The sequence below is a fragment of the Nonomuraea sp. NPDC049309 genome (assembly GCF_043196965.1).
GTDB lineage: Bacteria > Actinomycetota > Actinomycetes > Streptosporangiales > Streptosporangiaceae > Nonomuraea > Nonomuraea fastidiosa.
Window position 1 is genome coordinate 1025954 of the sequence record NZ_JBICSH010000001.1, and the last position, 24858, is coordinate 1050811.

The window sequence follows — 24858 nt, forward strand, 5'->3', positions numbered from 1 at the left end:
CGTCACATTAACACCAGGAAACAAGGTCTTAACTCAAACGTTCAGAAACTTCGAAGTGAGGGGCACCGCCTCCTCCCGCATGCCGGTCACCTCGGCGCGCGGCGCCCAGGCCCGCCACACGCCGCGTTCCACCCGGTCGAGCCCCAGGTCACGGGCCTTGAGCGCGGACCCGCCGAGGTATTCGAGCAGCAGCCGCCCGTCCCGCTCGTCGTGCACCTGGAAGGGCTCGTCGCGCCACCGGCACACGACGGTCACGAAGTGCAGCGACTCGCACTCCTCCACCGGGACCGTGCGGACGTGGCAGCCCGGCTCCACCTCCTCGAAGCCGTCGCGCGGCGTCTCGCTGCGCAGCCGCACCCAGAGCTCCAGCGCGTGCGGCTCGGGGCTGACCGGGTACTCCTCGCCGTTCCAGCGGGCCCGGTAACCGTGCCAGGACGTCATGACCGCCTCCCCACCAAGAGCCAGCGGCGCAGGTCGCCGTGGTAGAACGCGCGGCGGTACTCGGTGCCGGCCTGGGTGAGCTCCCAGATCTCCGCGCCGTGCGGCAGGCCCACGCCGTACACCTTGTACTCGCGGATGACGTTGTCGACGCTGGGCACCAGGCCCATGCCGAAGAACGGCGGCTCCTCCACGACCCAGCCCGCCACGGCCTGCCGGCCCTCCTCGTCGGTGCCGCCGTACGGCGTGCGGTAGAGGTCGAGCCCGACGGGACGCCAGCGCAGCATGTTCAGCGAACCCGTCTCGGTGAGCATGTCGGTCTGGTTCAGCGCGGCGGCCAGCACGGCGGGGGTGGCGATGTGCGAGACGTCGAGCGCGTGATGGCAGTAGCCCGACACGCGCGGCTCGGACGCGGCGAGCAGGTCGGGGATGTCGGCGGCCGCGATGAGCTTCTGCAGCACCGGCACGCCCGAGCCGGGGGCGATCCGCAGGTCCTGCTCCAGGGTGGGGACGGCGAGGCGGGCCACCGTACCGGATTCGAGCAGGAACGACGCCGGCAGCCCCGGGTTGATCGCCAGCCCCCAGCGCAGGTCGGGCCAGCCGGCGGCCAGCTCGGTCATCGACGCGACCCGGCAGTGCGTGGCGGCCCCGCCGGAGGCCAGCGTCATCGCCTCGACCGAGGTGAAGGCCAGCACCCAGGTCCGCTCGCCGTCGGCGGCGGTCGCCCAGGCGGGACGCTCGGTGCCGGCGGCCGCGGCGGGGGTGATCGGCAGCGCCAGGTCGGCCTCGCGCAGCAGGCTCAGGCACGCCGCCTGCTGCCCGTCCTGGTAGGCGGCCAGCAACTGCTCCTCGAAAGGGCTGGCCGGAAAACGATCATCGACGGTCACCCGACAATTCTGTCCCGTTCTCAACGGTCATAGGCCCCGCCTGTCCGCTGATCCGGCCCGCCCTCCCTCCCGGCCGCGCCACCGTGCCTTCGAGAGGTGGGGAGCGGAGCGCGCGGCGAGCCCGCACGGCATCAGCCGGCCCGCCGCCTCCGCCGCGCACGCGGCGGCAGCGGAAGCGGGAGCGGGGACAGGCGGCGAGGCGGCAGAGAACCTGCCTCGCCCCGCGCCCTACCGCGCCTTCCCCGCGGACGAGGAGCACGGAATGAGCCCGGCCCCCCACGGCCGCCGCACCCCCAGACGGCCCACACGGCAAAGCCGCGCGATACCGACCCGACCCCACACACCCACCACACGCCCAGACGACCCACACGGCGAAACCACACGAAACCGGCCCGGCTCCGCGCGGCCGCCGCACGTTCCCGGCGGATGAGCAGCGGGGTGGCGCGGAAACTCGGTCCGGCGCCGGGTCCTTTTCCTTGACCGGTCAGCGGGCGGGGAGCGGGGTGCGCGGGGTGGCGGGGCGGGGGCGGCGGGCGGCGGCGCGCAGGGCGCGGTAGAGGAGGCGGGCGTCGCCGAGGCGATGGCGCAGCAGCTTCTCGAGCCCGCCGATGGGCACGAGGTTCTGCGGGGCGCGCGGGTCCTTGTAGTCGACGCCGGCGAGCGGCGGCAGGGCGCGGGTGAGCGAGTCGGCCAGCCGTACGAGGTCGCCGAGCGGCAGGTCGGCGCTCGCCTCGCAGCGCACGATCCCCGCCCACGGCATGTCGGAGGAGGTGGGCAGCCGCAGGTACCAGGTGTGGCGGCGCCAGCTCGTGCCCATGAGGAAGACCGGGGTGCGCTGGCCCGGCTGCAGCGCCGACACGGTCGCGGCCTGCGGGGCGGGCAGGTAGGCGGTGTGGTGGGTCTTGACGTAGCCGACCGTGCGCGGCAGGTGCGTACGCCCTCGCAGCGGCCCGTCCACCAGCAGCAGGTCCTCCTCACCCGCCTCGGCCCGGTGGCGGACGGCCAGGCCGACCTCCAGCTCGGTGAGGTGGCGCTGCAGGGCCAGCGTCAGCTCGTCGGGCCCTGAGCCGGAGACCCTGCGCGCGCGGTAGGCGGCGGAGGAGGTGACGACGTCGGCCGCGTGCGGCGAGGCGCTGAACAGCGACCGGCTGACCTCGACGGCGACCGGCGCGGCCCCCGTCCCGGGTGCGCAGCGGACGATCCCGGCCGCGCACGAGGCCGCGATGCCGGGCAGCACGCCGGGCTCGCCGTCGGCGTACGTCCACAGCCGGGCGTCGATGCGGCGCACCCCGTCGGCGATGAGCAGCACGCCGGGCGGCGCGTTGGCGGGGTCGGGGGTGACCGGCCGCCATCGGGCGGCGGGCAGCTCGATGTCGAGGTCCAGCTCGGCGCTGGTGGCGTCAAGCTCGGCCAGCGCGTCGGCGTCGAGCGCCGCGGAGTAGGCGGGGTCCCACGCGTCGACGGTGAACCCGGCGGTCATGCGGTCGTCCTGCACAGGTGTGATCCCTTGGCGTCGCGGCTGACCTCGAAGCGTACCGGGATGCGGTCGGCCAGCGCGGGCACGTGCGTGACGACGCCGACCATGCGGTCGCGGCCGGCGGCGAGGCGTTCGAGCGTGGTGGCGACCGTGTCGAGGGTGGCCGGGTCGAGGGTGCCGAAGCCCTCGTCGAGGAAGAGCGAGTCGAGGCTGCGCGCGGCGGTGGCCGACAGCCCGGCGACCTGGTCGGACAGGGCGAGCGCCAGCGCGAGCGCGGCCTGGAACGTCTCGCCGCCCGACAGGGTGCGCGCGTTGCGCCGCATCCCGGCCTCGGCGTGGTCGATGACCTCGATCTCGTTCCGCGCGCCGAGCGCCAGCTCGTACTGGCCGTCGGACAGCTCGCGCAGGGTCTCGGACGCGGCGGTGACGAGCAGGTCGAGCGCCTCGGTGCAGAGCCAGCGTTCGAAGGCGTCGGCGCGCAGGCACTGGGCCAGCTCCTTGGCGACCTGGGCGCGTTCCTCCTCGGTCCTGACGCGCTCTTCCAGCTCGCGGGCGGTGGCGCGGTTCTCCCTGACCTGGGCGAGCCTGGCCTCGGCCTGGGCGATCGCGGCGCTGACGGCCTCGCCGATGCGCGCGGCGGGCCTCGCCCGGCCGGCCTGTTCGCGGGCGTCTTCCGGCGGGGTCACGTCGTGCTCGGCGAGCCGGGCGACGAGCGAGGTCCACAGGGCGCGGGCCTGCCGGCCGGTCTCGGCGATGCGGGCCTCCTGCTCCTCCAGGGCGGCGCGCTCGCGTACGGCGGCCTCGTCGCGCCAGGCGAGCAGGGCCGTCCAGGCGTGGTGGAGGTCGGCACGGTCGAGCGGCGGCGCGCCGAGCGGGACGACGGTGTCGCGGGCGGCGTCCAGGTCACGCCAGAGCCGCTCGGTCCTTCCGGCCAGCTCGTCGGCGCGGCTCCTGGCCGCCGTGAGTGCGGTACGGGCCTCGCGCGCGGCCCGCCGCAGCTCGGCGGCCCGCTGCTGCGCCGCCTTGCCCGCCGCCAGGCGCCGGCTCAGGTCGTCCCGCCACTTGGCGATCCGCTCGGTTTCGAAGCCCCTGTCGATGGCCTCCGCCCCGGACGGCTCACCCGTGTGCCCGGCCCCCTCCGTGGCGTCGGCGCGCGCCCCGGCGTGGGCGTGCGGCTCGCCATCCGCATCGTCCGTGATGGCGGCGTCGTCGAGAACCGCCGCCAGCCTTCCGCGCAGCTCGGCGGCGCGGGCGGCGAGGTCGTGGACGGTGCGGTCGAGATGGCGCAGCTCGGTACCGGCCTCGGTGTGGCGGCGGCGGGCCCGCTCGGCCTCCTTCCGCGTGGTCGTGACCCGCTGCTCGGCGGCCCGCAGGTCGTCCGTGGCCGAGTGGTGCGGCAGGGCGGTGACGGTCTGCAGGCAGGCGGGGCACGGTTCGCCGACGACGAGGCGGCGGGCCAGGTCGGCGCCGGCGTGGGCGTCGCGCAGCCGGTCGCGGTCCTGCTCGGCCTGGGCCAGCGCGGTCTCGAGGTCGCGGGCGCGGGCGTCGAGGGGTCCGAGCGCGGCCCGGGTCTCGGCGGCCCGCGACTCGGCGGTGCCGAGGTCGGCGAGCAGCCGTTCGTACGCATCGAGCGCCTGGAGGCGTTCCAGCAGCGCGGCCGGGTCGTCACAGGCGGCGGCCTCGTCCTCGGCGCGCTGCTCGGCCGCCTCGGCGGCGGCCACGGCCGCGGTGCGGGCCGCTACCTCGTCGGCGGCGGCGCGGGCGCTCTCGGCGATCGTGGGCACGTCGGCGGGCAGCGCGAGCGCGGTCAGCGCGGCCAGCCGGTCGCGCAGCGCGTCGCGCTCCTCTGCGAGGCGGCGCAGCTCCTCGTCGTGGCCGCGCAGCGCGTCGAGGTCGGCCCTGAGGCTCGCGTCGAGGTCGCGCAGCGCGGCGAGCCGATCGGCGGCGGCGCGCTCGGCCTGCTCGTCGGCGTCGGTGAGCTTGGCCAGGCGCTCCCTGGCGAAACCCGCGGCCTGCGCGGCGGCGGCCTCCTCCTGGACGGCGCGCTGCCGGATGCGTTCGTAGACGTCGGCGTCGAGGAGCTGCACGAGCAGGTCCTGCCGCTCGCGCGGCTGGGCGTGCAGGAACTCGGCGAACCTGCCCTGCGGCAGCACCACGCACTGGGTGAAGAACCGGTATTCCAGGCCCGTGATGCGCTGCACCTCGGCGGTGACGGCGGCGCCCTCGGCGACGGGCCGCACGACGGCGGCCAGCAGCTCCTCCAGCTCGGCCGAGCCGGGCACGGCGGGGTCCAGCTCGTCGAGCCGGGCCTCGGCGGTGTGCACCTTGCCCTTGGCATCGCGCTTGAGCGCCCGTACGACGGCGTAGCGGCGGCCCGCGCTCTCGAAGACGAGCGCGACCTTGGCCGCGACCGCCGACGGCGCCAGGGCATGGGCGATGACGTTCTCCTTGCCCCAGCGCGGCACGGTGCCGTAGAGGGCGAAGCAGATGGCGTCGATGAGCGTGCTCTTGCCGGCGCCGGTGGGGCCGACCAGGACGAAGTACTCGACGCCGGAGAAGTCGGCGGTGGCGGGCTCGCGGAAGCTGCCGAAGTTGTCGAGGTGCAGCCGCAGCGGGCGCATCAGCCGGTCACCTCCTCGTGGAGGCGGTCGAACAGGGCGGCCACCCGGTCGTCGTGGCGTCCTGAGGCGGCGAGGTAGTCGCGGAAGAGGTCGCGGGGGCTGCGGGCGGGCCCGGTCGCCGGGGCGCGGCCGGGGGTGCGTACGGGGCGGAACCGCTCGTGGACGGTGACCTCCAGGGCGGTGGGCAGGATCTCGCGTACCGCCTCGGCCAGGCCCGGCCTGGGCGGCTCGGTGACGACGACCCGCAGCCACGTCTCGGCCAGATCGGGCGCCATGGCCGCCAGCTCCTCCAGCGTGCCCGTCCTGGTCGCGAGGGCGCGGGCCGAGGTGATGGGCACCTCGCGGACCTGGGCGGGGCGGCCCGGCTCGACGGTGACCAGCAGCGCGCCGGGGGTGTTGTCCTCCTCGCCGAAGTCGACGGCGATGGGCGAGCCGCTGTACCAGATGGGGCAGGGGCCGGGGATCTGCTGGCGGCGGTGCAGGTGGCCGAGCGCGGCGTACTGGGTGGCGGGCGGGAACGCGGTGGGCTCGAAGTAGTAGGAGAAGATCGACTGGGCGCGCCGCTCGCCGCCGCCGAACAGCCCGCTGGGCAGCGTGCCGTGGGTGGTGACGAGGTTGACGGTGTCGGCGGAGAAGCCGGCGGTGAGCGCGGCGATCAGCTCGGCGATGCGGGCGGCGTAGTCGCGGTTGTGCTCGGCCTGGGTGCCGGCGAGCACCTCCGCGGCGCGGACGACGTACCGGTGCGACAGGAACGGCAGCACGGCGAGGCGCACGGGCTCGCCCGAGCGCGCGGTGAAGGAGAGTGTGCCGCCCTGGTCTGGCCGCCGGAACGCGCCGACGACGTGCACGCCGATCCTGCCGAGCAGCGGCCGGTAGACCTCCAGCAGCTGCGGGTTGTCGTGGTTGCCGGCCAGCACCACGACCTGGCGGCCGCCCTCCTGCAGCGCCATGAGGGCGTTGAACACCAGCGCCTGCGCCTCGGGCGTGGGCGCGCTCGTGTCGAACAGGTCCCCGGCCACCAGGACCGCGTCGACGTCCTCCGTACGGGCGATGGTCACCAGGTCGCGCAGCACGGCGCGGTGCTCGTCGATGCGGTGGCGGCCCTTGAGTACCTTGCCGACGTGCCAGTCGGCGGTGTGCAGGATCTTCATGCGCTTTCCCTAGAAGGGCGGGATGTCGTCGTCGGGGCCCGGCAGCCCGGTGAACGGGTCGGCGGCGGCCCTGTTGCGCAACACCGGGCTCGCGGCGGGCCGCGCCGCCGCCTCCGACGGGCGGGTGGCCCAGGCCGGGAAGGGGAACGTGACGGCGAGCGGCACGGGGATCTCGGGCTGGGTGACGAACATCGTGCCGGGACGGGCGATCGTGGCGCGGTCTCTGGCGGCGGCGGGCAGCCAGCCGTACTCGGGGCGGGTGGCCTCGGCGGGGTCGAGACGGCCGGCGATGCGCACCGAGCAGTTGGCCACGATGCGCCGCTCCACCTCGGAGGCGGTCTGCTGCGCGCCGATGAGGATCACGCCCAGGGAGCGGCCGCGCTCGGCCACGTCCAGCAGGATCTCCTTGATGGGCGACTCGCCTTCGCGCGGCGCGTACTTGTTCAGCTCGTCCAGCACCACGAACAGCAGCGGCCGTGCGGTGCCCGCGCTCTCCTTGCGGGAGAACTCGCCGCGCAGCGTCACGCCGACCACGAACCGCTGCGCCCGGTCGGGCAGGTTGTGCAGGTCCACGATGGAGACCTGGGCGTCGGACGTGCCGATCCCGTGCGGCCGGCCGCCGGGCAGGTCCCCGCGCACGATGGGCGACAGCGCCCTGACCGCGCCGCGCAGCCGGCGCAGGAACGCGTTGACGGTGCCCAGCGGGGTGGGCGCGCCGGTCCAGACGGCGCGGGTCCCCTCGTCGGCGAGCTCCGCGCCGATCACGTCCACCAGGTCGCCGAACGTACGGCAGACGGGGCCGTCCTCCGCGCCGGGGCGGCGGATGCGCACGGCGCCGCTGTCCCCCACGGGCTCGGCCCACGACTGCAGCCGCGCCGCGACCTGGCCGACGAGCAGCGAGTACTGGGCCCGCTCGTCGTCGGCGTCGGTGAACACGAACCGCAGCAGCTCCTCGGCGCAGAACTCGGCCAGCGTCCAGTAGTAGGCGCTGACGTCGCGGGTCCGCGCCGAGACGTCGGGCACGCCGTTGGGGTCGCGGGGGCGCGGCGGCGCGAACACGTGGACGCTGCCGAACGGCCCGGCGGGCAGGCCGAGCCGGGCGTACTGGGCGGTCGCGGCGGCGTCGAGCCGGGTGTTGGCGTGGTCGAGGAAGAGCAGGTCCTCGCCTTTCACCGAGAAGATCAGGGCTTTGGTGTTGGCGGCCTCCGCGCCGAGCACGCCGGAATGGAAAATCGAATAGAGGAGAAATGTGGCGAATGACGTTTTGGTCGCCACACCGGAAACGCCGGAGATCGACACGTGCGCGCCGCGAGTGCCGTCCAGGAAATCGAAATTCACATACATCGGCCGCCCGTCGCGGCCCAGGCCCATGGGGACGCGCCGGTCCATGACGTCGAAGTAGAGCGCCTGGTCGCGGTCGCCGCTCGCGGCGCGGTAGACGGGCGCGCCGGGCAGCGGCGGCACGAAGACCTCCGGCTCGACCCGGGTGACGCGCACCTCCGCGCACTCGACCACGGCGGCGGGCAGCGCGCCGTCGGCGATGAGGAAGACGTCGGAGTCGAACCCGGCGCCCTCGTGGCGCGCCTCGACGGCCGACACCACGCCCGCGACCAGCACCGGACCGTAGTCGGGCGTGTCGCGCCTGGTCACCACCACGTCGTCGAGCTGGACGACGCGGCCCGGCTCCAGGCCCACCCAGAACGACAGCGGGGAGGCGGCGTGGGTGCCGAGCACCCGGCCGACCGCATCCGCCGAGACGGCGCTCCCGCCGGAGGCCGTCCCGTTTCCCGACGCCGTCGCGCCGTTGCCCGAGGCGGTCGCGCGCCCTGCGGTGTCGCCGGTGGCCCCGTTGGCGGCCGCCGCCTCCGTCTGCTCGCTCACCGATCTCTCCCGCCCCGTGCGTTCACGTACTTCCCGCAGAATCCTAACGACCGACCTGCCGCCTCTTGGCACTGTTGTGACATTGCCGACAGGCGGGCGCGCGGGCAAGACCGCACTACCGCAAAATGCGGGTAAAGAATTTCACCGGTAACGGGGCGCGTGCGCGCGATACTCGCCGTAACGGCGAGCCCGATGCAGCGCCTCCAGGAACGTCCGAGGGCCGTCGAAGTCGGGCATCTCCACGTACGCGGCGCCGATCCCCTCCGGGTCGTGGGCGTCGGAGCCCACGGTGCCGGGCAGCCGGTGCGCCCGCGCCGCCCGCAGCGCGGCCCTGTTGTGCTCGGGGTCCTCGATCTTGGCGTTGAACACCTCGACGGCGTCGATCAGCCCGTCGCGGCACAGCTCTTCCAGGCGGTCACCGAGGCCGGAGCGCTCCGGGTCGTACGGGTGCGGCGCGCACACCAGCCCGCCCTGCGCGCGGATGCGCCGGATCGCCTCCCTGGTGGGCAGCACGTACGGCACCCGCTCGGTCAGGAACAGCCCGAGCAGCTCGCCCCACCCCGTACGGATCTCCTCGCCCGGCACGACCCGGCACCCGACGGCCCGCGACAGCTCCTCCGCCGTGCCGGCGAGATGGTTGTGGTCGGTCAGGCACACGACGTCGATGCGGTGGACGGCCACGCGTTCGGCCAGCCGGTCGAGCGTGGTGACCGCGTCACCGGAGGCCACGGTGTGCACGTGGCAGTCCACCCGCACCCATCCGGCGGGCGCGGGCCGCAGGGTGTCGGGCGGTGAGGCCAGCTCGATCGCGGGCGGCCCGGACGTCACGGGCACCGCTCCCCTGCCGGCCCCGGCGTGCCGCCGGGTGCCGGAACGGCGTCTTGCACCGCCGGTGAGGCCGGCCGGCGGGCGCGGCGGCGCAGGCCGCCCAGCGAGGCCAGCGCGGCCAGCGCCGACACGGCGGCCAGCACCCCGAACGTGATCCGGTACCCGGTGATCAGCGCCCCGATCCCCCCGGGGGCCACCCGTGACAGCGTCCCGGCGAAGACGGCGGGCCGCAGCGCGGCCGGCAGCGGCCCGGTCACCAGCGACAGGGCGAGCGCGGTGCTCACCACGACGCCGGTGTTCTGCACCATGAGCCGCATGGCGTTGACGATGCCGATCCGGTGCGACGGGAGCTGGTCGAGTATCGCGGTGGCGGTGGCCGGCAGGAACATCCCGGCGCCGATCCCGACCAGCACCGTGCCGGCGCAGACGGGCCCGTACCCGACGTCCGGCGACACGCACGCGAGCAGCACCACCAGCCCCGCGGTGCCGATGACGTTGCCGAGCAGCCCCACGAGCCGGGCGCCGAGCCAGGCGTGCAGCGGGCCGGCGCTCATCGACGCGATCATCATGGCGACCGACAAAGGCAGCACCTTCAGCCCGGCCGCGACCGGGTCCTCGCCGCGCACGGCCTGGTAGTACAGCGCGACGAGCAGCACCACCGCCATCCGCCCGACCGTGCTGAGCAACGTCGCCAGCAGGTCGAGCGCGAACACCCGGTCGGCGAAGAGCCGCACGTCCACCACCGGGTGCGCGCTGCGCCGCTCGACGACCACGAAGACCGGCATGAGCAGGGCGAACAGCACCACCCCGCCCACCACGACCGGGTCCGTCCAGCCGTAGTCGGCGGCCTGCGACAGCCCGAACAGCAGCCCGCCCAGCGAGACCAGCACCAGCAGGTTGCCCGGCAGGTCGATGCCGCGCTCCCCCGCCCCGGACGCGGTGCGGCGCAGCGTGATCGCGCCCCAGATCAGGCAGAGCACACCGAGCGGCACGTTGTACCAGAACACCCACTGCCAGCCGAGCCGGTGCGTCAGGAAACCGCCGAGCGTGGGGCCGACGAGCTGGGCGACGGAGAACGAGGCGATGTAGATACCCATGCCGCGGCCCAGGTGGCGGCGCGGGAAGGCGTCGGTGAGCAGGGCGGCGCTGTTGGTCAGCAGCATCGCGCCGCCCGCGGCCTGCACGACGCGCAGCGCCACCACGTGCCACTCGCCGGGGGCGAAGCCGAGCAGGAGGCTCGCGCCGGTGTAGGTGGCCAGGCCGCACAGGTACATCGCGCGGCGGCCGAACATGTCGGCCAGCCGCCCGAACACCACCATGAGCACGGTGTTGGCCAGCATGAACGACAGCAGCATCCAGCTCGCCGCGGCGGCGCCCGCGCCGAAGTGCCGTACGACCTCGGGCAGGGCGACGTTCAGCGAGCTGCTGCCGAGCGCGGTCAGGATGCTGGCCAGGCCGACGACCGACAGCACGCGCCAGGCGTAACGGAGCTGCGCGCGCTCATCGGGGCCATCGAGCGCCGGTCCTTCCGGCTCCTCCCGCGCCGGCTCTTCCGGTGCGTCTCGCGCCCGCTCTCCCGGCTCTTCCCGCGCCGGCCCTCCCGGCTGGTCCCGGTCCGGTTCTCCCGGGCCTGTCATGGGAACGTGACCAGCGAGCGGATCACGTCCCCCGATCCCATGGCCTCGAACGCCGCTCCCACGCCGTCGAGCGTGATGCGCCTGCTGATCAGCCCCTCCAGGTCGAGCCGCCCGGCCCGCCACAGCCGCAGCAGGCGGGCGAAGTCGGTGCGCACGTCGCCGGAGCCGTACAGGCAGCCGACGAGCCGGCGCTCGGTGGCGAACAGCTCGGCCGCGCTGAAGGTGACCGGGTCGTCGGCGCTGCCCGCCCCGACGACGACGGTGGTGCCGCCGCGCCTGGTGGACTTGTACGCCTGCCTGATCGTCTCCGAGCGGCCCACGACCTCGAAGGCGTAGTCGAACCCGAGCCCGCCGGTCAGCTCCTTGGCGGCCTCGCGCAGCTCGTCGGGGGTGACGGTGTGGGTGGCGCCGAAGGCGCGGGCGGCGGCCAGCTTCTCCGGTACGCGGTCCACCGCCACGACGGGCGCGGCGGCGGCCAGCGCGGCGCCCTGGACGACGTTGACGCCGACGCCGCCGCAGCCGATCACCAGGACCGACGAGCCGGGCCGCACCCGGGCGGTGTTGATCACCGCGCCGACGCCGGTGAGCACCGCGCAGCCGACCACGGCGGCCACCTCGAACGGCACGTCGCCGGGGATGGGGATGGCGGCGCGGGCGTCCACGACCGTCTCCTCGGCGAAGCAGCCGACGCCCAGCCCGGCGTACGCGGGCTCGCCGCCGACGGTCAGCGTGGGCTCGGCGGGCGGGCTGACGGAGGTGCACAGGTTGGGCTGCCCGCCCAGGCAGTACGCGCAGCCGCCGCAGGGCGGGATCCACGACAGGATGACGTGGCTGCCGACGGGCGGCCCCGTCACGCCGGGCCCCAGCTCGACCACCTCGCCCGCGCCCTCGTGGCCGGGCACGAGCGGCAGCCGTGCGGGCAGCCGCCCCTCGCACATCGACAGGTCGGAGTGGCAGACGCCGGCGGCCCGCAGCCGTACGCGCACCTCTCCCGGGCCGGGCGGCCGGATGGCCAGCTCGTCGCTGACTTCGACCGGCTTGCCGGTCTCGCGCAGGATGACGCCTCGCATCGATGGTTCTCCCCGGGGCTTCAGAGCTGGATGGACGTGGTGGTGAGGAACTCCCCCAGCCCGAACCGGCCGTACTCGCGGCCGTACCCGGACTGCTTGTAACCCCCGAAGGGGGCGAGGCCGTTGTGCGCGCCGCCGTTGACGCTGATCTGCCCGGCGCGCAGCCGCCGGGCGACGCGGTAGGCGCGCTCGGGGTCGGCGCCGGAGACGCCGGCGGCCAGCCCGTACGCGGTGCCGTTGGCGATCCTGACGGCCTGGTCCTCGCCGTCGTACGGCAGGATGACCAGGACCGGGCCGAAGATCTCCTCCTGGGCGACGCGCGCCTCGGGGGTGACGCCGGTGAGCACGGTCGGCCGCACGTAGAAGCCGCGTTCCAGCCCCTCGGGCGCGTCGGGGCCGCCGGTCAGCACGGTCGCGCCGTCCTCGGCCGCCGACCGCAGGTAGTCGCGTACGCGCTCGCGCTGCACGTCCGACACCAGCGGGCCGAGCCTGGTGGCGGGGTCGCGCGGGTCGCCCACCGTGTACGTGGCCGCCTCCTCGGCGGCCACCCGCTCGGCCCGCTCCAGCCGCTCGCGCGGGACGAGCAGCCGGGTCAGCGCCGAGCAGGTCTGGCCCGAGTTGAGGTAGCAGGCGGCGACGCCCTTGCGCACGGCGTCGTCGAAGGCGGCGTCGTCGAGGTCGTCGAGCAGCACGTTCGCGGACTTGCCGCCGAGCTCCAGCGCGGTGCGCTTGACCCCGGCGGCGGCCAGCTCGGCGACCCGCCGCCCGGCCCTGGTCGAGCCGGTGAAGGAGATCATGTCCACCAGCGGGTGGGCGGCCAGCGCCTCCCCCGCCTCCGGGCCGGTGCCGGAGACCAGGTTGAACACGCCCGCGGGCACGCCGGCCTCGTGGATGACGTCGGCGAGCACGAACGCGTTCAGCGGCGTGACCTCGCTGGGCTTGAGCACCACCGTGCAACCGGCGGTCAGCGCGGGGGCGACCTTGGCGGCGATCTGGTGCAGCGGGTAGTTCCACGGGGTGATGGCGCCGACGACGCCGATGGGGTCGCGGTGCACGACGGAGTTGCCGAGCCGTTCCTCGACCGGGATCTCGGCAGCGACCTGCGGCATCGAGGCGAACGTGCGGATCGGCGCGCCCACCTGGATGGCCTTGGTGAGCTTCAGCGGCATGCCCAGTTCGTCCACGATCATGTCGGCCAGCTCGTCAGCGCGTTCGCGCAGGGCCTCCGCGACCTTCGCGCACAGCTCGGCCCGCTCGGCGATCGGCCTGGCCGACCATTCGGGCAGGGCGGCGGCGGCGGCCTCGACCGCGCGGGCCACGTCCTTGACGCCGCCGCGCGGCACCTCGTCGAAGACCTCCTCGGTGGCGGGGTTCACCACCGGTATCGGCGTGCCGCCGCTCGCCTGTACCCATTCACCGTCGACATAGATCCGATGCGGCATGACCCCACCTCAAGGAACCGACTTCAATTCTAGATTTGGATTCTAGATTCGCCGTACGTTCCCGTCCAGGGCGGGGATCGCCCCTTGGCCCGCCGGACCAGGTCAGGGGGCGTCAGCCGATGCGGACGGGCAGCGTCCTCGGACCGCGTACCTGGCTGGCCGCCCACGTCACCGCCGCCGGGTCGGCCAGCTCGAACACGGGGATGCGCTCCAGCCACACCTCCAGCGCGACCCGCAGCTCCATGCGCGCCAGATGCGAGCCCACGCACCGGTGGATGCCCAGCCCGAACGCGACGTGGCGGTTCTCCTCCCGGTCGATCACCACCTCGCCGGCCCGCTCGAACTGCGCCGGGTCCCGGTTGGCCGCGGGGAACGACAGCAGCACCCAGTCGTCGGCCTTCATCTCCACGCCGCGCCAGGTCATGTCCTCCTTGACCAGGCGGGCCATGGTGACCGGCGCGTACGCCCGCAGGAACTCCTCCATCGCCGTCGGCAGCAGCTCGGGCTCGGCCACCAGCCGCTCGCGGTCGGCCGGGGTCTTGGCCAGATGCCACAGCGAGGCGCCGATCGCGCTCCACGTCGTGTCGATCCCCGCGATGAGCAGCAGCGTCATCATGCCCACCACGTGGATCGGGTCGAGCTTGCGCCCGTGCAGCTCGGCGTTCATCAAGTACGTGGTGAGGTCGTCACGCGGATGCTCGATGTGGTCGTGGATCTGCGCCACCAGGTAGTCCGTCAGCCGGTCGAAGCCCTCAACGCGCTCTTCCTGCGGCCGGTTGATGCTCTCCAGCGCCGACTCGACGAACTCGGCGAACTTCGGCCCGTCCTCGGGCGGGAAGCCCAGCATGTCGGCGATCACCCGCATCGGGATGTGCTGGGCGTAGTCGGCGGCCGCGTCCACGACCTCCTTGCCGCGCATCCCGTCGATCAGCGCGTGACAGTACGCCCTGGTCGCCGCCTCCCGCTTGGCCACCGCCGACCTGGTGAACGCCGGAAGCAGCAGCTTGCGGGCATCGTGGTGGAACGGCGGATCGGAGGAGATCGGCGGCACCGCCCCCACCGGGGCCAGCTCCTTGGGCGGGCGCACGTTGCTGACGATGATCGCCCGGGAGGAGAAGCGGTCGGTGTCGTAGGCGATCGAGGCGATGTCCTCGTACCGGGTCGGCAGCCAGACGCCGCCGAACCGCTTCGTGTGCGCGATGGGACAGCGCTCGCGAAGATCATCCTGGATGGGGTAGGGATCGGCGGCCCACTGGGGATCGACGTGAGAGAAGTCGGTCGCCCAGTCCGTGACCGGGTCGGTGACCGGGTCGGTGGCCGTGCCTATGGGGCGGCTCCTGCGCGCCCGCTCGAGCTCCTCGCCGAAGCGGTCGGTGGCGGTCATCGTACGGCTCCGCTCGGGGACCCGGGGTCGATCTGTACCTGCATGCCCTCGTTCCCGTCTGTGCTGGGTCTAGGTCCGGTACGTCCTTGAGCGAATTAAAAATTCGTTCATTTGCTCCGTCAAGAGCCGCACAGCGGGCGCCGGCACCGGTTTCGTCGAGGGCCGCCCGCTCACGCGTGAAGCCCGCACGTTACGCGGATGTCACCCCGGTGAGCGCAATGGTGCAGGCGTATTGCCGGTGTGTCACGGCGATGGAACGGCCCGGCGTGACCCTCCTGGTAACCGCACCCGGAGGGAAGGTCATCAATGGCGTCCATCTTTGACCAGATCGGCGGCGCGAGCGCGGTCTCGGCGGTGGTAGACGAGTTCTACGACCGGGTCGTGGCCGATCCCGCGCTCGGCCGCTACTTCACCGGCACCGACATGGGCAAGCTCAAGGCGCACCAGCGCAGCTTCGTCGCGGCGGCGCTCGGCGGGCCACAGGAGTACCGGGGCAAGACGATGGACCAGGCGCACGCCGGCCTGGGCATCACCGGCGCTGACTTCGACGCGGTGGTCGGGCACCTGGCGGGCGCGCTGACACACTGCGGGGTGCCAGAGGAGACCATCGCGACCATCGCGGGCGCCCTCGCCCCACTGCGCGACCAGATCGTGGCCGACGAGGTGTCCACGGTCTGAGACGTGCCCGGGAGCGGCGGGCCGGGCACGTCGCGGTCAGGGGTGACCGCCCGTCCCGCCACTCCCCGCCTCCTCACACCCACCGCATCCCACCTTCGCCCCAGCCCTCATCAGCAGGCACCGGCTCCGCACCCCCGCCTCCACCCGCCCCCGTCCCACGCCCTCCCCACCCGACCTCGATCCGCACCGCCTTCGCCCCCGTCCCGCACAGACCCGATCTCCACCCCCACGCGAACCCGCCCTGCACGTCCGCCTCCACACGAACCCGGCCACGCCCCCCTCTCCCACACGACCTCGATCCGCACCCACTCGAACCCAGCCCGCACACCCCCACACAGGCCCGGCCCAGCACGCCCTCCCCCACACAGGCCGGGTCTCCACCCCTCTCCACGCGCGCCCTGCCCGCGCGGGCCCGGTGCGGGGAGTCTCCGCCACGACCCCCGGCCACACCCGCCCCCGCACAGGCCCGATCTCCGCCCCTTCCTCCCTTCCTCCCTTCCTCCGAACGACCTCGATCTCCACGCCCTCCTCCATAGTGCTATAGCTATAGATAAATGGAGGAAGTCGCGTGATCGAGTTCTATCTGGACGGCCGTTCCGGCCTGTCGCCGTACCTGCAACTCGTCCAGCAGGTACGGCACGCGCTACGCCTTGGCATGCTGCGCGAAGGAGACCGGCTGCCCACCGTCAAAGACGTGGTGTCCCGGCTGGCGATCAACCCCAACACCGTGCTCAAGGCCTACCGGGAGCTCGAACACGAAGGGCTGGTCGCCGCCCGTCCCGGTGTCGGCACGTTCGTGACCAGGACGCTGGCCGACACCACGCTGGCCGCGCACGGCCCGCTGCGGCAGCGGCTGGAGCGCTGGCTGGCCGACGCCCGCAGGGCCGGGCTGGACGACGAGAGCATCGAGGCCCTGTTCATGACCACCTTTCGCGGCGTCGCTCAAGAGGACATAGCGTGAGCGCGCCGGGTGAACGCAAGGCGGAGCGGCCGGCATGACCGCCGGCCAGGCGCCGAGCGTCCGGGCCCGGGCGCTGACCAGGCGGTTCGGGCGGCGTACCGCTCTGGGCGGCCACACGTTCGACATCCCGCCCGGTCACGTGACCGGCCTCGTCGGCCCGAACGGCGCGGGCAAATCGACGCTGCTCAACCTGGCCGCCGGGATGCTCACCCCCACCTCGGGCACGATCGAGGTGTGCGGCGGCCGCCCCGGCGCCGATTCCGGGCAGCTCGCCAAGGTCGGTTACGTCGCCCAGGACGCCCCGTGTACGCCACGCTGACCGTCGCCGACCACCTCCGCCTCAGCGGCCGGCTCAACACTCGCTGGGACGACGCCCCGGCCCGCGACAGGATCGCCCGCCTCGGCCTCGACCCGGGGCAGCGGGCGGGCCGGCTGTCGGGCGGCCAGCGCGCCCGGCTCGCTCTCACGCTGGGCCTGGCCGAACGGCCCGAACTGCTGCTCCTCGACGAGCCCGTCGCCACGCTCGACCCGCTCGCCCGCCGCGAGTTCCTGCAGGACCTCATGGAGGCGGTCGCCGAACACGGGCCCAGCGTCGTGCTCTCCTCCGGGCACGGCAAACCGCGCTCGGAGCCGACCGGGCTCGCCGAGGAGCCGGCGAGCAGGGGTACGCAGGGGTACATGGTGGCGGCGATCGACCACACGTGCGAGAGCGTCGCGACGGCCTTCCCCGACGGGCGCGTCACCACCTGCGTCACCTGCTAAGTGACGAAGACCCCCGAGTGGCGGGTGGGGCTGGTGAAGAGCCGGGCGCGGGACATGTCGTTCTCGACCGGCTGACGGGGCCGCGGGCGGCGTGGAAGAGCGCCTGGCTGATCGACCCGTCCGGGATCGCGATGGCCGGTCGCTCCGTCGGAGGCTCCAGCACGATCCCGGCGCTGCTGAGCGTACGCGCCGGCATCGACATCGACGGCACCACGGACATGGCGATCCCGGAGGGCGGGCTGTCGCTGCCGTTCATGGTCCTCGGCAAGCCGTCCACGTACAGCCCCGGGCAGGGCGACGCCGCCACGTGGAGCGAAGCGGCTCATCGGGTGGAAGCGCCGGCTCCTGCAGTCGGGGCGGAGCACCTGTCGTTCACGGACCTCGGGGTGCTGGTCGATCAGCTCGGCATCGACGCCGGCGCCGGCATCCCGGGCGCCCGCGCCATGGCGGTCACCCGCGCCTGACGGCCTTCCTCGACGGCACCTGCGCGGCGAGCACCGGCCCCTGCTCGACAGGCCGTCGCCCCGCAATCCCGAGATCGCGTTCTGCTCCCCGGAGAGCACGACCTGCAGGCAGCTCCGGCGCACCGGTCCGAGCGGCTGCGCCACGACGAACCGTTCGGCCGCACCGGCTCGGACCTCGCCTCGGCGCGCGGCTCAGAACTGGAACTCGCGCCGCGGCTCGCGGCTCAGAACGGAACTCGCGCCGCGGCGCCACGGGGCGCTGCAGCGGGTTGCCCATCGGCTCGGACGCGTGGCGCGGTCGGCGCGAGCTCGGCTCCTGGCACAGGCCCCCTCAAACCACGTCCACCTCGGACAACCAACACACCCCAACCTCGGACAACCAACCCACCTCCACCTCAGACAACACACCCACCTCCATCTCGGACAGATCTTTAGTTATGCGAATATAATCGTTCTGTGCCTATAACTGCCCCCGCGGCCACGGCCCCCGCGCTCAGCCCCCGGCGGCGGATGCTCGTCCTGGCCATCTGCTGCATGAGCCTGTTCATCGTCGGCCTGGACGTCACGATCGTGAACATCGCGCTGCCCTCCATCCGGCGCGATCTCGACACCTCCGTCTCCGGCCTGCAGTGGATCATCGACGCCTACACGGTGGTGCTGGCCGGCCTGCTCATGCTGTCCGGCTCCACCGCCGACAGGATCGGGCGGCGCCGCACGTTCCAGACCGGCCTGGCGCTGTTCACGCTGGGCTCGCTGCTGTGCTCGCTCGCGCCCGGCCTGGGCTGGCTGATCGCGGCGCGGGCCCTGCAGGCCGTGGGCGGGTCGATGCTCAACCCGGTCGCCATGTCGATCATCACGAACACGTTCACCGAGCCGCGCGAGCGGGCGCGGGCCATCGGCGTGTGGGGCGGCGTGAGCGGCGTCAGCATGGCGCTGGGGCCGCTCGTGGGCGGCTCGCTGGTGGGCGCGGTCGGCTGGCAGTCGATCTTCTGGATCAACATCCCGGTGGGGGTGGCCGCGTTCGTGCTGTGCGCGCTGTTCGTGCCCGAGTCGCGCGCGCCGCGCCCGCGCCGGGTGGACCCGGTGGGTCAGGTGCTGGTCATCGTGATGCTGGTGACGCTGACGTACGGGCTGATCGAGGCGCCGGCCGTCGGCTGGGGATCGCCGCGCACGCTGGGCTGCTTCGCGGTGGCGGCGGTCGCGCTCGCCGGGCTGGTCGGCTACGAGCTGCGCACCGAGGAACCGCTGATCGAGCTGCGGTTCTTCCGCAGCGTGCCGTTCGCGGGCGCCACGGTGACCGCCGTGTGCGGGTTCGCCGCCTTCGGCGGCTTCCTCTTCGTCAACACCCTCTATCTGCAGAACGTGCTCGGCCTGTCCGCCCTGCACGCCGGCCTCTACACGCTGCCCATGGCCGGGCTGACCGTGATCTGCTCGCCGCTGTCGGGCCGGATCGTGGCCGCGTCAGGCACCCGGATCCCGCTGCTGCTTGCGGGGGTCACCATCGGGGCCAGCGGCCTGATCATGACGGGGCTGGCGCCCGACACCCCGCTCTGGCGGCTCATGGCCGCGTACGTGCTGTTCGGGCTGGGCTTCGGCATGCTGAACGCGCCGATCACCAACACCGCCGTGTCCGGCATGCCGCGCGCGCAGGCCGGGGTGGCGGCGGCGGTGACCTCGACCAGCCGGCAGATCGGGCAGACGCTCGGCGTCGCGATCATCGGCTCGCTGGTCACCTCGGCGGTGGCGGGACCGTTCGCCACGCACTTCCCGCAGGCGAGCCACATCGGCTGGTGGATCGTCACCGGCTGCGGCTCGGCGATCGTGCTGCTCGCTATCCTGACCACGACCGGCTGGGCTCGCCGCAGCGCCACGCGCACCGCCGAACGGCTCGCCCACTCCCCCGACAGAACGGCGGCCACGTCATGACCGGCACCTCGGACCACGAGCACCCCCAGGAGCACCCCCAGGAGCACGGCCAGGAGCAGGGCCAGGAGGCGGTGGGCCGGGTCTGGGAGGCCATGCAGGAGTTCGTGCTGCGGCAGGAGAGCCGCCGCAAGGAGGTGGCCGACGCGCTCGGCATGAGCTTCTACCGGGTCAAGGCGCTGCGCTACCTGCTGTCCGGGCCGATGACCATGCGGGAGCTGACCGCCGGGCTCGCCACCGACAAGCCGTACTTGAGCCTGATGGTGGACGACCTGGAGCGGCGCGGCTACGTGACCCGCAGCGTCTCCTCCGAGGACCGGCGCCGCAAGATCGTCGCACTCACCCCGGCGGGGGCGGCGGCCGCCGAGGAGGCCGAGCGGATCCTGGCCAGGCCGCCCCGCTCCCTGCTGGAGCTCGACCCGGCCGACCTCGCAGAGCTCGACCGCATCATGGCCAGGCTCCGCACCCCCGCTGAGAGCCCCGGCGAGCGCCCTGAGGAGCGGGCCGCGGGCCGGCCGTGAGCCCCGGCCGGCCGCGCTCCGCCCGCCCATCGGGCGCCTACAGCGTGAGCGTCGCGTCCGCGTCGAGCGGGAAGATGGGGCGGTTCAGGTTGCGGTACGGCAGCCGGTGCAGGTCCTGGTCCACGCCGCCCGGCGTGAGCGCCAGCAGCCAATCGGCGGCGGCCTCGTACAGCTCCGGCTCCAGGTAGCCGATCTTCACGGTGACAACGTCCACCTCGGCGACGTCCACGCCCAGCCGCCGGTACGACTCCAGCAGCCGGTACTGCATGCGCCGCGAGGTGAGGAAGACGCTGAGCCCGCCGATGCGGACGCTGACCACCCGGCCGCCGTCGGGGTCGTCGGCCACGGCCTCCAGGGTGCCCTCCAGCTCGATCGGGCCGGGCGGGCGGGTGTCCACCCGGCCGCCGGCGCGCACCTTGACCGAGGACCCCACCGGCAGGTGGCCGACGCGCGCCACCGCCTCGGGGTCGAAGAGCGAGGCGTAGACGGCGCGTACGGAGCCGTCGCGGATCTCGGGCCTGGCCAGCAGGCGCGACAGGGCGTAGGTGACGTCGTCGGCGCCGCCCGCGCCGGGGTTGTCGCCGGAGTCGCTGATGAAGTACGGCCGGGCCGCGCCCTCCTTGAGCGCCGCGTCGAGGCATTCGTCCATGGTGCCGGTGGGCGCGACGAAGGCGAAGTCGTCGCGGGCGTCCCAGAACGCCTGGGCCAGCTCGCGGGCGGCCTCCTCGGTGGCGGCGGCGTCGGTGCCGGTGGCGACGACGGCGCCCGTGCAGCGCGGCTCGTCGGCCCAGGCGAAGCCGATCCAGATGGCCGCGTCGATCACGCCGGGCCTGGACTCGACCTCGGGGATGCGGGCGTACAGGCTGCGGGCGGGCTCGACGCGGGTGCTGGTCATCTCGCCGGGCAGCAGGATCGGCACGTGCACGAGCGACTTGTGCGGCCGTCCCTCACCGGCGCGCAGGCGGTGCAGCGCCTCGACGAGGTTGCGGGCGGCGCGCTCGCGGGTCTCCCAGACGTCGACGTGGGGCGCGGTGCGGTAGCAGGTCAGCAGGTCGCAGCCGCCGAACAGGACGTGGGAGACGTTGCCGTGCAGGTCCATCGCGGCCGACACCAGCGGCTCCGGGCCGATGACGGACCGGATGGCGGTGATGAGGTCGCCTTCAGCGTCCTCGCGGCCGGCGACGCTCATCGCGCCGTGGATGTCGAGCAGCACGCCGTCGAACGTCCCCTGACCCAGGCCCTGGACGATCTCCTCGCGCCAGGCGTCGTACGCGGCGGGCTCGACGGCGCCGCCGGGCAGGGCGCGGGCGTGCACGAGCGGCACCCACTCCACTTCGGCCGCCCACGGCCGCTCCAGCCAGTCATAGCGGCCGAGCAGGGCCTGGCCTCGGGTGACGTCGAAGTCGGCGGTGCCGCTCAGGTGCGGTGAGAAGGTGCTGGACTCGATGTGGATGCCGCAGATGGCGATGCGCAGGGACACGGTGCTGCTTTCCAGAGGCTTCGGGGCTGTTCGGGGCTAGGTGGTGGCGTCGGCGGCGGGCCGCTGGTCGGGCGAGAGGTTGACGCCGGCCGTCTCGCGCAGCAGGCGGCCGAGCCCGATGAGGGCGGCGTCGGGGCCGGCGGCGCTCGGCTCGATGACCAGCGACTGGGTCAGGGGCGGCAGGCAGCGCTCGTACAGCATGCCTTTGACGGCCGCGACGTAGACGTCGAGGCTGGACAGCGCGCCGCCGATGACGACGCTGTCGGGGTTGAGGAAGTTGACCAGGCCCGACAGGGCGACACCGAGCAGCCTGCCGGCCTGGCGGACGAGCGTGACCACGGCGGGGTCGGCGTCGACGGTGGCGGCCACGACGTCGCGCAGGTTGGTGACGGGCCGGCCGCGGCCGGCCAGCTCGCGGGCGAGCGCGGCGCCGCTGGCGACGGTCTCCAGGCAGCCGCGGCTGCCGCAGGAGCACTCGCGCTCGCCGCTGTCGGCCACCCGCACGTGGGTGAGGTCGCCGGACAGGCCACGCCCGCCGCGGTAGATGCGTCCGTCGGTGACCAGGCAGCCACCGATGCCGCTGCCGGCCTTGACGTAGATCATGTCGCCGGTGGCGCGGCGGGTGACGTACTCGCCGATGGCCGCGGCCTTGGCGTCGTTCTCGACGACGGCGCTCACCTGGAACCGCGCGCGCAGGTCGCTCTGCACGTCGTAGCCGCTCCAGCCGGGCATGCGGGCCGGTCCGACGAGCCGGCCGTGCGGGAAGTCCACCGGGCCGGGCAGCGCCATGCCGACGGCGAGCAGCCGGCGTCCCGGCGCGTGCGCGGCCCTGATGCGGTCGAAGGCCTCGGTGATCTCGTCGAAGATCGCCTGCGGGCCTGCGCTTATATCGCAGGCGAACTCCTCGGCCGCCTGGAGCTCTCCCGAGGGGGAGCAGAGGCCGACGCGGGCGTGCCGGCCGCCGAGCTCGGCCACGGCGTACACGCCGCCGTCCTCGCGCAGCCGCAGGATCTTGGGGCGGCGCCCGCCGGTGGAGGCGCCCACGCCCTCCTCCAGGATCGCGCCCTCCTCCAGCAGGCGGCGCACGACGCTGGAAACCGTCGAGGGAGCCACTTCCAGCAGCTCCACCAGGTCCGCCCGGGAGGCGGCCTTGCCACTGGCCAGCAGGCTGAGCACCTGCTCGCGCAGATTGGCGGGCGGCTCCGGCATCTCTCTCCTCCCCCCTGGCGACGCAGGGCGAGCACGGGGGCCCGCGAGCGGGCCCGACCCCAGGGCCCGGCGACGGGCCATCACAGCAGACGCCCATCATCGGGCACGAAGACGATCACCGAAAGATGTCGCGCGGATGTCGCGGACGTTCCGCGCGGATCTCATCGGCGGATCGCTCCGCCGCGGACTCTATCCCGAAATAAGTGTCCCGAACAAAGTGGATTTTTCACATTGACTTACTACTTGCACCTCTATACATTCTCCGGACTGAAGGCCCCCAGAAGGGCCCGCGCACGTCTCGACGAGGAGAAACATGGGGACGAGAACCCGCATCGTGAGCGGCGTGATGGCCATCGGCCTCGGTTTGACCGCCTGCAGCGCGGGCGCCGGCGGCGGTTCGCCGCAAGGCGGAGCGGCGCAGGCCAAGGACACCGTGACCGTCGCCCTGCGCACGCCGAACTGGATCCTGCCGATCTCGGCCCCCGGATTCACCCAGGGCGAGAACGACATCTTCTCCACCGCCCTGTACCGCAAGCTCTACAGCTTCCAGCTCGACGGCAGCTCCGAGGACAACATCAACACCACGCGGTCGCTGGCCGAGCCGCCCGTGGTCAGCAACAAGGGCAAGACGCTGACCATCACGCTCAAGGACGACACCTGGTCCGACGGCAAGCCGATCACCACCAAGGACGTGCAGTTCTGGTGGGACCTCGTCACCGCCAACAAGGACAAGTGGGCCTCCTACCGGCCCGGCGGCTTCCCCGACAACGTCGCCGAGTTCAAGGTCAAGGACGACAAGACCTTCTCCATCACCACCAAGAAGGCGTACAACGCCGCCTGGTTCGTCGGCAACCAGCTCAACCGCATCGTCCCCCTCCCCCAGCACGCCTGGGACAAGGGCGACCCCAAGAAGACGTTCGACGAGCTGACCGCCGCGTCCAAGGACCCCAAGACCTACGCCACCAACCCGCTGTGGAAGACCACCAGCGGCCCCTTCAAGCTGGAGAGCTACGTGCCCAGCGGCGAGGTGGTGCTGGCCAGGCAGGACGCCTACTCCGGGCCCGACAAGCCGAAGATCAACAAGATCGTGCTGCGCCCGTTCACCGGCGACGACGCCGAGTTCAACGTCCTGCGCGCCGGCGACATCGACTACGGCTACATCCCGCCGGCCAACCTGTCGCAGAAGTCGTACCTGGAGTCCAAGGGCTACAAGGTCGCCCCCTGGTACGGGTGGTCGATCACGTACCTGCAGCTGAACTTCAACAACCCCAAGACGGGCCCGCTGTTCAAGCAGCTCTACCTGCGCCAGGCGCTGCAGATGCTCATCGACCAGCCGACGATCAGCAAGGTCATCTGGGCCGACATGGCGCAGCCGACCTGCGGCCCGGTCCCCGCCAAGCAGGGCACGCCGCCCGGCGAGGGCTGCGTCTACCCGTTCGACCCGGCCAAGGCCAAGCAGCTGCTGGAGAGCCACGGCTGGAAGGTCGTCCCCGACGGGCAGACCACCTGCGCCGACCCGTCGCTGTGCGGTGAGGGCATCGCCAAGGACACCCCGCTGAGCTTCACCGTCACCAGCCAGTCCGGCTTCTCCGCGACCACCAAGATGTTCGCCGAGATAAAGTCGCAGATGGCCAAGGTCGGCGTGCAGCTGACGATCAAGGAGGTGCCCGACTCCGTCGCGGTCACCCCCGCCTGCAAGCCGGAGGAGTCCAAGTGCGACTGGGACATGTCGTTCTTCGGCTCCCAGGGCAGCTGGTACTACCCGGCCTTCGCCTCCGGCGAGCGGCTCTTCCAGACCGACGCCCCTGTCAACCTCGGCAGCTACAGCAACCCCGAGGCCGACGAGCTCATCGAGAAGGCGCAGTTCTCCGACGACGCCGGCGCCCTCCAGGAGTACAACGAATTCCTGGCCAAGGACCTGCCGGTGCTGTGGATGCCCAACCCCGTCTACCAGATCTCGGCGTACAAGTCGGACCTGCAGGGCGTCGAGCCGCAGGACCCGATGAACCTCATGTACTTCCAAGACTGGTCCTGGAAGAGCTGA

General features: G+C 73.2%; 21 protein-coding genes. 8 read left to right on the top strand and 13 right to left on the bottom strand.

Features of this window, described 5'->3' with window-relative positions; translation table 11 throughout:
- Positions 1-33: 33 nt before the first annotated feature.
- The 11 genes from ACGFIM_RS04870 to ACGFIM_RS04920 all read right to left on the bottom strand — a co-directional run bounded on the left by ACGFIM_RS04870 (position 34) and on the right by ACGFIM_RS04920 (position 14816).
- Positions 34-441, bottom strand: a complete 408-nt coding sequence (locus ACGFIM_RS04870) for a hypothetical protein (RefSeq protein ID WP_393194691.1) — start codon at positions 439-441, stop codon at positions 34-36.
- The gene (locus tag ACGFIM_RS04875) at positions 438-1325 is read right to left on the bottom strand and encodes an SseB family protein (protein WP_393194694.1); all 888 of its coding nucleotides are present in this window, start codon (positions 1323-1325) and stop codon (positions 438-440) included. Before ACGFIM_RS04875 ends, ACGFIM_RS04870 begins: the two co-directional genes overlap by 4 nt.
- 484 nt (positions 1326-1809) lie before the next feature.
- Positions 1810-2820, bottom strand: coding sequence for a hypothetical protein (locus tag ACGFIM_RS04880; RefSeq protein ID WP_393194697.1), 1011 nt, complete (start codon positions 2818-2820; stop codon positions 1810-1812).
- The gene (locus tag ACGFIM_RS04885; protein WP_393194700.1) at positions 2802-5423 is read right to left on the bottom strand and encodes an AAA family ATPase; all 2622 of its coding nucleotides are present in this window, start codon (positions 5421-5423) and stop codon (positions 2802-2804) included. Before ACGFIM_RS04885 ends, ACGFIM_RS04880 begins: the two co-directional genes overlap by 19 nt.
- A complete protein-coding gene (locus ACGFIM_RS04890; protein ID WP_393194703.1) occupies positions 5423-6574 on the bottom strand; it encodes an exonuclease SbcCD subunit D in 1152 nt (383 codons plus the stop codon). Before ACGFIM_RS04890 ends, ACGFIM_RS04885 begins: the two co-directional genes overlap by 1 nt.
- Positions 6575-6583: 9 nt before the next feature.
- The gene (locus ACGFIM_RS04895) at positions 6584-8455 is read right to left on the bottom strand and encodes an ATP-binding protein (RefSeq protein ID WP_393194706.1); all 1872 of its coding nucleotides are present in this window, start codon (positions 8453-8455) and stop codon (positions 6584-6586) included.
- Between the two features lie 141 nt (positions 8456-8596).
- Entirely contained in the window at positions 8597-9283 is a 687-nt protein-coding gene (locus tag ACGFIM_RS04900; RefSeq protein WP_393194709.1) for a CehA/McbA family metallohydrolase, read from the bottom strand.
- Positions 9280-10755 (bottom strand): DHA2 family efflux MFS transporter permease subunit, encoded by a 1476-nt coding sequence (locus tag ACGFIM_RS04905; protein ID WP_393194712.1) that lies wholly within the window; start codon positions 10753-10755, stop codon positions 9280-9282. Before ACGFIM_RS04905 ends, ACGFIM_RS04900 begins: the two co-directional genes overlap by 4 nt.
- Positions 10756-10916: 161 nt before the next feature.
- Complete coding sequence (locus ACGFIM_RS04910) at positions 10917-11990, bottom strand: zinc-binding dehydrogenase (RefSeq protein WP_393194715.1); 1074 nt, start codon at positions 11988-11990, stop codon at positions 10917-10919.
- 20 nt (positions 11991-12010) lie between these two features.
- Positions 12011-13432 (bottom strand): aldehyde dehydrogenase family protein, encoded by a 1422-nt coding sequence (locus ACGFIM_RS04915; RefSeq protein WP_393194718.1) that lies wholly within the window; start codon positions 13430-13432, stop codon positions 12011-12013.
- 112 nt (positions 13433-13544) lie between these two features.
- The gene (locus ACGFIM_RS04920; protein WP_393194721.1) at positions 13545-14816 is read right to left on the bottom strand and encodes a cytochrome P450; all 1272 of its coding nucleotides are present in this window, start codon (positions 14814-14816) and stop codon (positions 13545-13547) included.
- Between the two features lie 306 nt (positions 14817-15122).
- On the opposite strand from ACGFIM_RS04920, the gene ACGFIM_RS04925 reads away from it, so the two are divergent.
- From ACGFIM_RS04925 to ACGFIM_RS04955, 7 genes are all read left to right on the top strand, one after another.
- The gene (locus ACGFIM_RS04925) at positions 15123-15494 is read left to right on the top strand and encodes a group 1 truncated hemoglobin (RefSeq protein WP_393194724.1); all 372 of its coding nucleotides are present in this window, start codon (positions 15123-15125) and stop codon (positions 15492-15494) included.
- A gap of 568 nt (positions 15495-16062) precedes the next feature.
- Positions 16063-16455, top strand: coding sequence for a GntR family transcriptional regulator (locus tag ACGFIM_RS04930; protein WP_393194727.1), 393 nt, complete (start codon positions 16063-16065; stop codon positions 16453-16455).
- A gap of 34 nt (positions 16456-16489) precedes the next feature.
- A complete protein-coding gene (locus ACGFIM_RS04935; RefSeq protein ID WP_393194729.1) occupies positions 16490-16774 on the top strand; it encodes an ATP-binding cassette domain-containing protein in 285 nt (94 codons plus the stop codon).
- On the top strand, positions 16759-17217 hold the full coding sequence (locus ACGFIM_RS04940; RefSeq protein ID WP_393194732.1) for an ATP-binding cassette domain-containing protein: 459 nt from the start codon (positions 16759-16761) through the stop codon (positions 17215-17217). Before ACGFIM_RS04935 ends, ACGFIM_RS04940 begins: the two co-directional genes overlap by 16 nt.
- A 17-nt stretch (positions 17218-17234) precedes the next feature.
- Positions 17235-17681 (top strand): hypothetical protein, encoded by a 447-nt coding sequence (locus ACGFIM_RS04945; protein WP_393194735.1) that lies wholly within the window; start codon positions 17235-17237, stop codon positions 17679-17681.
- Positions 17682-18137: 456 nt separating this feature from the next.
- On the top strand, positions 18138-19607 hold the full coding sequence (locus ACGFIM_RS04950; RefSeq protein WP_393194738.1) for an MFS transporter: 1470 nt from the start codon (positions 18138-18140) through the stop codon (positions 19605-19607).
- The gene (locus ACGFIM_RS04955) at positions 19604-20125 is read left to right on the top strand and encodes a MarR family winged helix-turn-helix transcriptional regulator (RefSeq protein WP_393194741.1); all 522 of its coding nucleotides are present in this window, start codon (positions 19604-19606) and stop codon (positions 20123-20125) included. The genes ACGFIM_RS04950 and ACGFIM_RS04955 overlap by 4 nt, the downstream gene beginning before the upstream one ends.
- A 37-nt stretch (positions 20126-20162) precedes the next feature.
- On the opposite strand, the gene ACGFIM_RS04960 is transcribed toward ACGFIM_RS04955, so the two are convergent.
- Together ACGFIM_RS04960 and ACGFIM_RS04965 are read right to left on the bottom strand one after the other, a co-directional pair.
- On the bottom strand, positions 20163-21605 hold the full coding sequence (locus ACGFIM_RS04960; RefSeq protein WP_393194744.1) for a M81 family metallopeptidase: 1443 nt from the start codon (positions 21603-21605) through the stop codon (positions 20163-20165).
- A 36-nt stretch (positions 21606-21641) separates the two neighbouring features.
- Positions 21642-22814 carry an ROK family protein gene (locus ACGFIM_RS04965; protein ID WP_393194747.1) on the bottom strand — a complete coding sequence of 391 codons (1173 nt, stop codon included), beginning with the start codon at positions 22812-22814 and terminating at the stop codon, positions 21642-21644.
- Between the two features lie 313 nt (positions 22815-23127).
- On the opposite strand from ACGFIM_RS04965, the gene ACGFIM_RS04970 reads away from it, so the two are divergent.
- Positions 23128-24858 (top strand): peptide ABC transporter substrate-binding protein, encoded by a 1731-nt coding sequence (locus ACGFIM_RS04970; protein ID WP_393194750.1) that lies wholly within the window; start codon positions 23128-23130, stop codon positions 24856-24858.

What these genes read in the sequence shown, in the direction of transcription:
- ACGFIM_RS04925 (WP_393194724.1), top strand. Translation starts at nt 15,123, where the DNA reads ATGGCGTCCATCTTTGACCAGATCGGCGGCGCGAGCGCGGTCTCGGCG.
- ACGFIM_RS04915 (WP_393194718.1), bottom strand. Translation starts at nt 13,432, where the DNA reads ATGCCGCATCGGATCTATGTCGACGGTGAATGGGTACAGGCGAGCGGC.
- ACGFIM_RS04885 (WP_393194700.1), bottom strand. Translation starts at nt 5,423, where the DNA reads ATGCGCCCGCTGCGGCTGCACCTCGACAACTTCGGCAGCTTCCGCGAG.
- ACGFIM_RS04955 (WP_393194741.1), top strand. Translation starts at nt 19,604, where the DNA reads ATGACCGGCACCTCGGACCACGAGCACCCCCAGGAGCACCCCCAGGAG.
- ACGFIM_RS04920 (WP_393194721.1), bottom strand. Translation starts at nt 14,816, where the DNA reads ATGACCGCCACCGACCGCTTCGGCGAGGAGCTCGAGCGGGCGCGCAGG.
- ACGFIM_RS04870 (WP_393194691.1), bottom strand. Translation starts at nt 441, where the DNA reads ATGACGTCCTGGCACGGTTACCGGGCCCGCTGGAACGGCGAGGAGTAC.
- ACGFIM_RS04910 (WP_393194715.1), bottom strand. Translation starts at nt 11,990, where the DNA reads ATGCGAGGCGTCATCCTGCGCGAGACCGGCAAGCCGGTCGAAGTCAGC.
- ACGFIM_RS04965 (WP_393194747.1), bottom strand. Translation starts at nt 22,814, where the DNA reads ATGCCGGAGCCGCCCGCCAATCTGCGCGAGCAGGTGCTCAGCCTGCTG.
- ACGFIM_RS04935 (WP_393194729.1), top strand. Translation starts at nt 16,490, where the DNA reads ATGACCGCCGGCCAGGCGCCGAGCGTCCGGGCCCGGGCGCTGACCAGG.
- ACGFIM_RS04890 (WP_393194703.1), bottom strand. Translation starts at nt 6,574, where the DNA reads ATGAAGATCCTGCACACCGCCGACTGGCACGTCGGCAAGGTACTCAAG.
- ACGFIM_RS04970 (WP_393194750.1), top strand. Translation starts at nt 23,128, where the DNA reads ATGGGGACGAGAACCCGCATCGTGAGCGGCGTGATGGCCATCGGCCTC.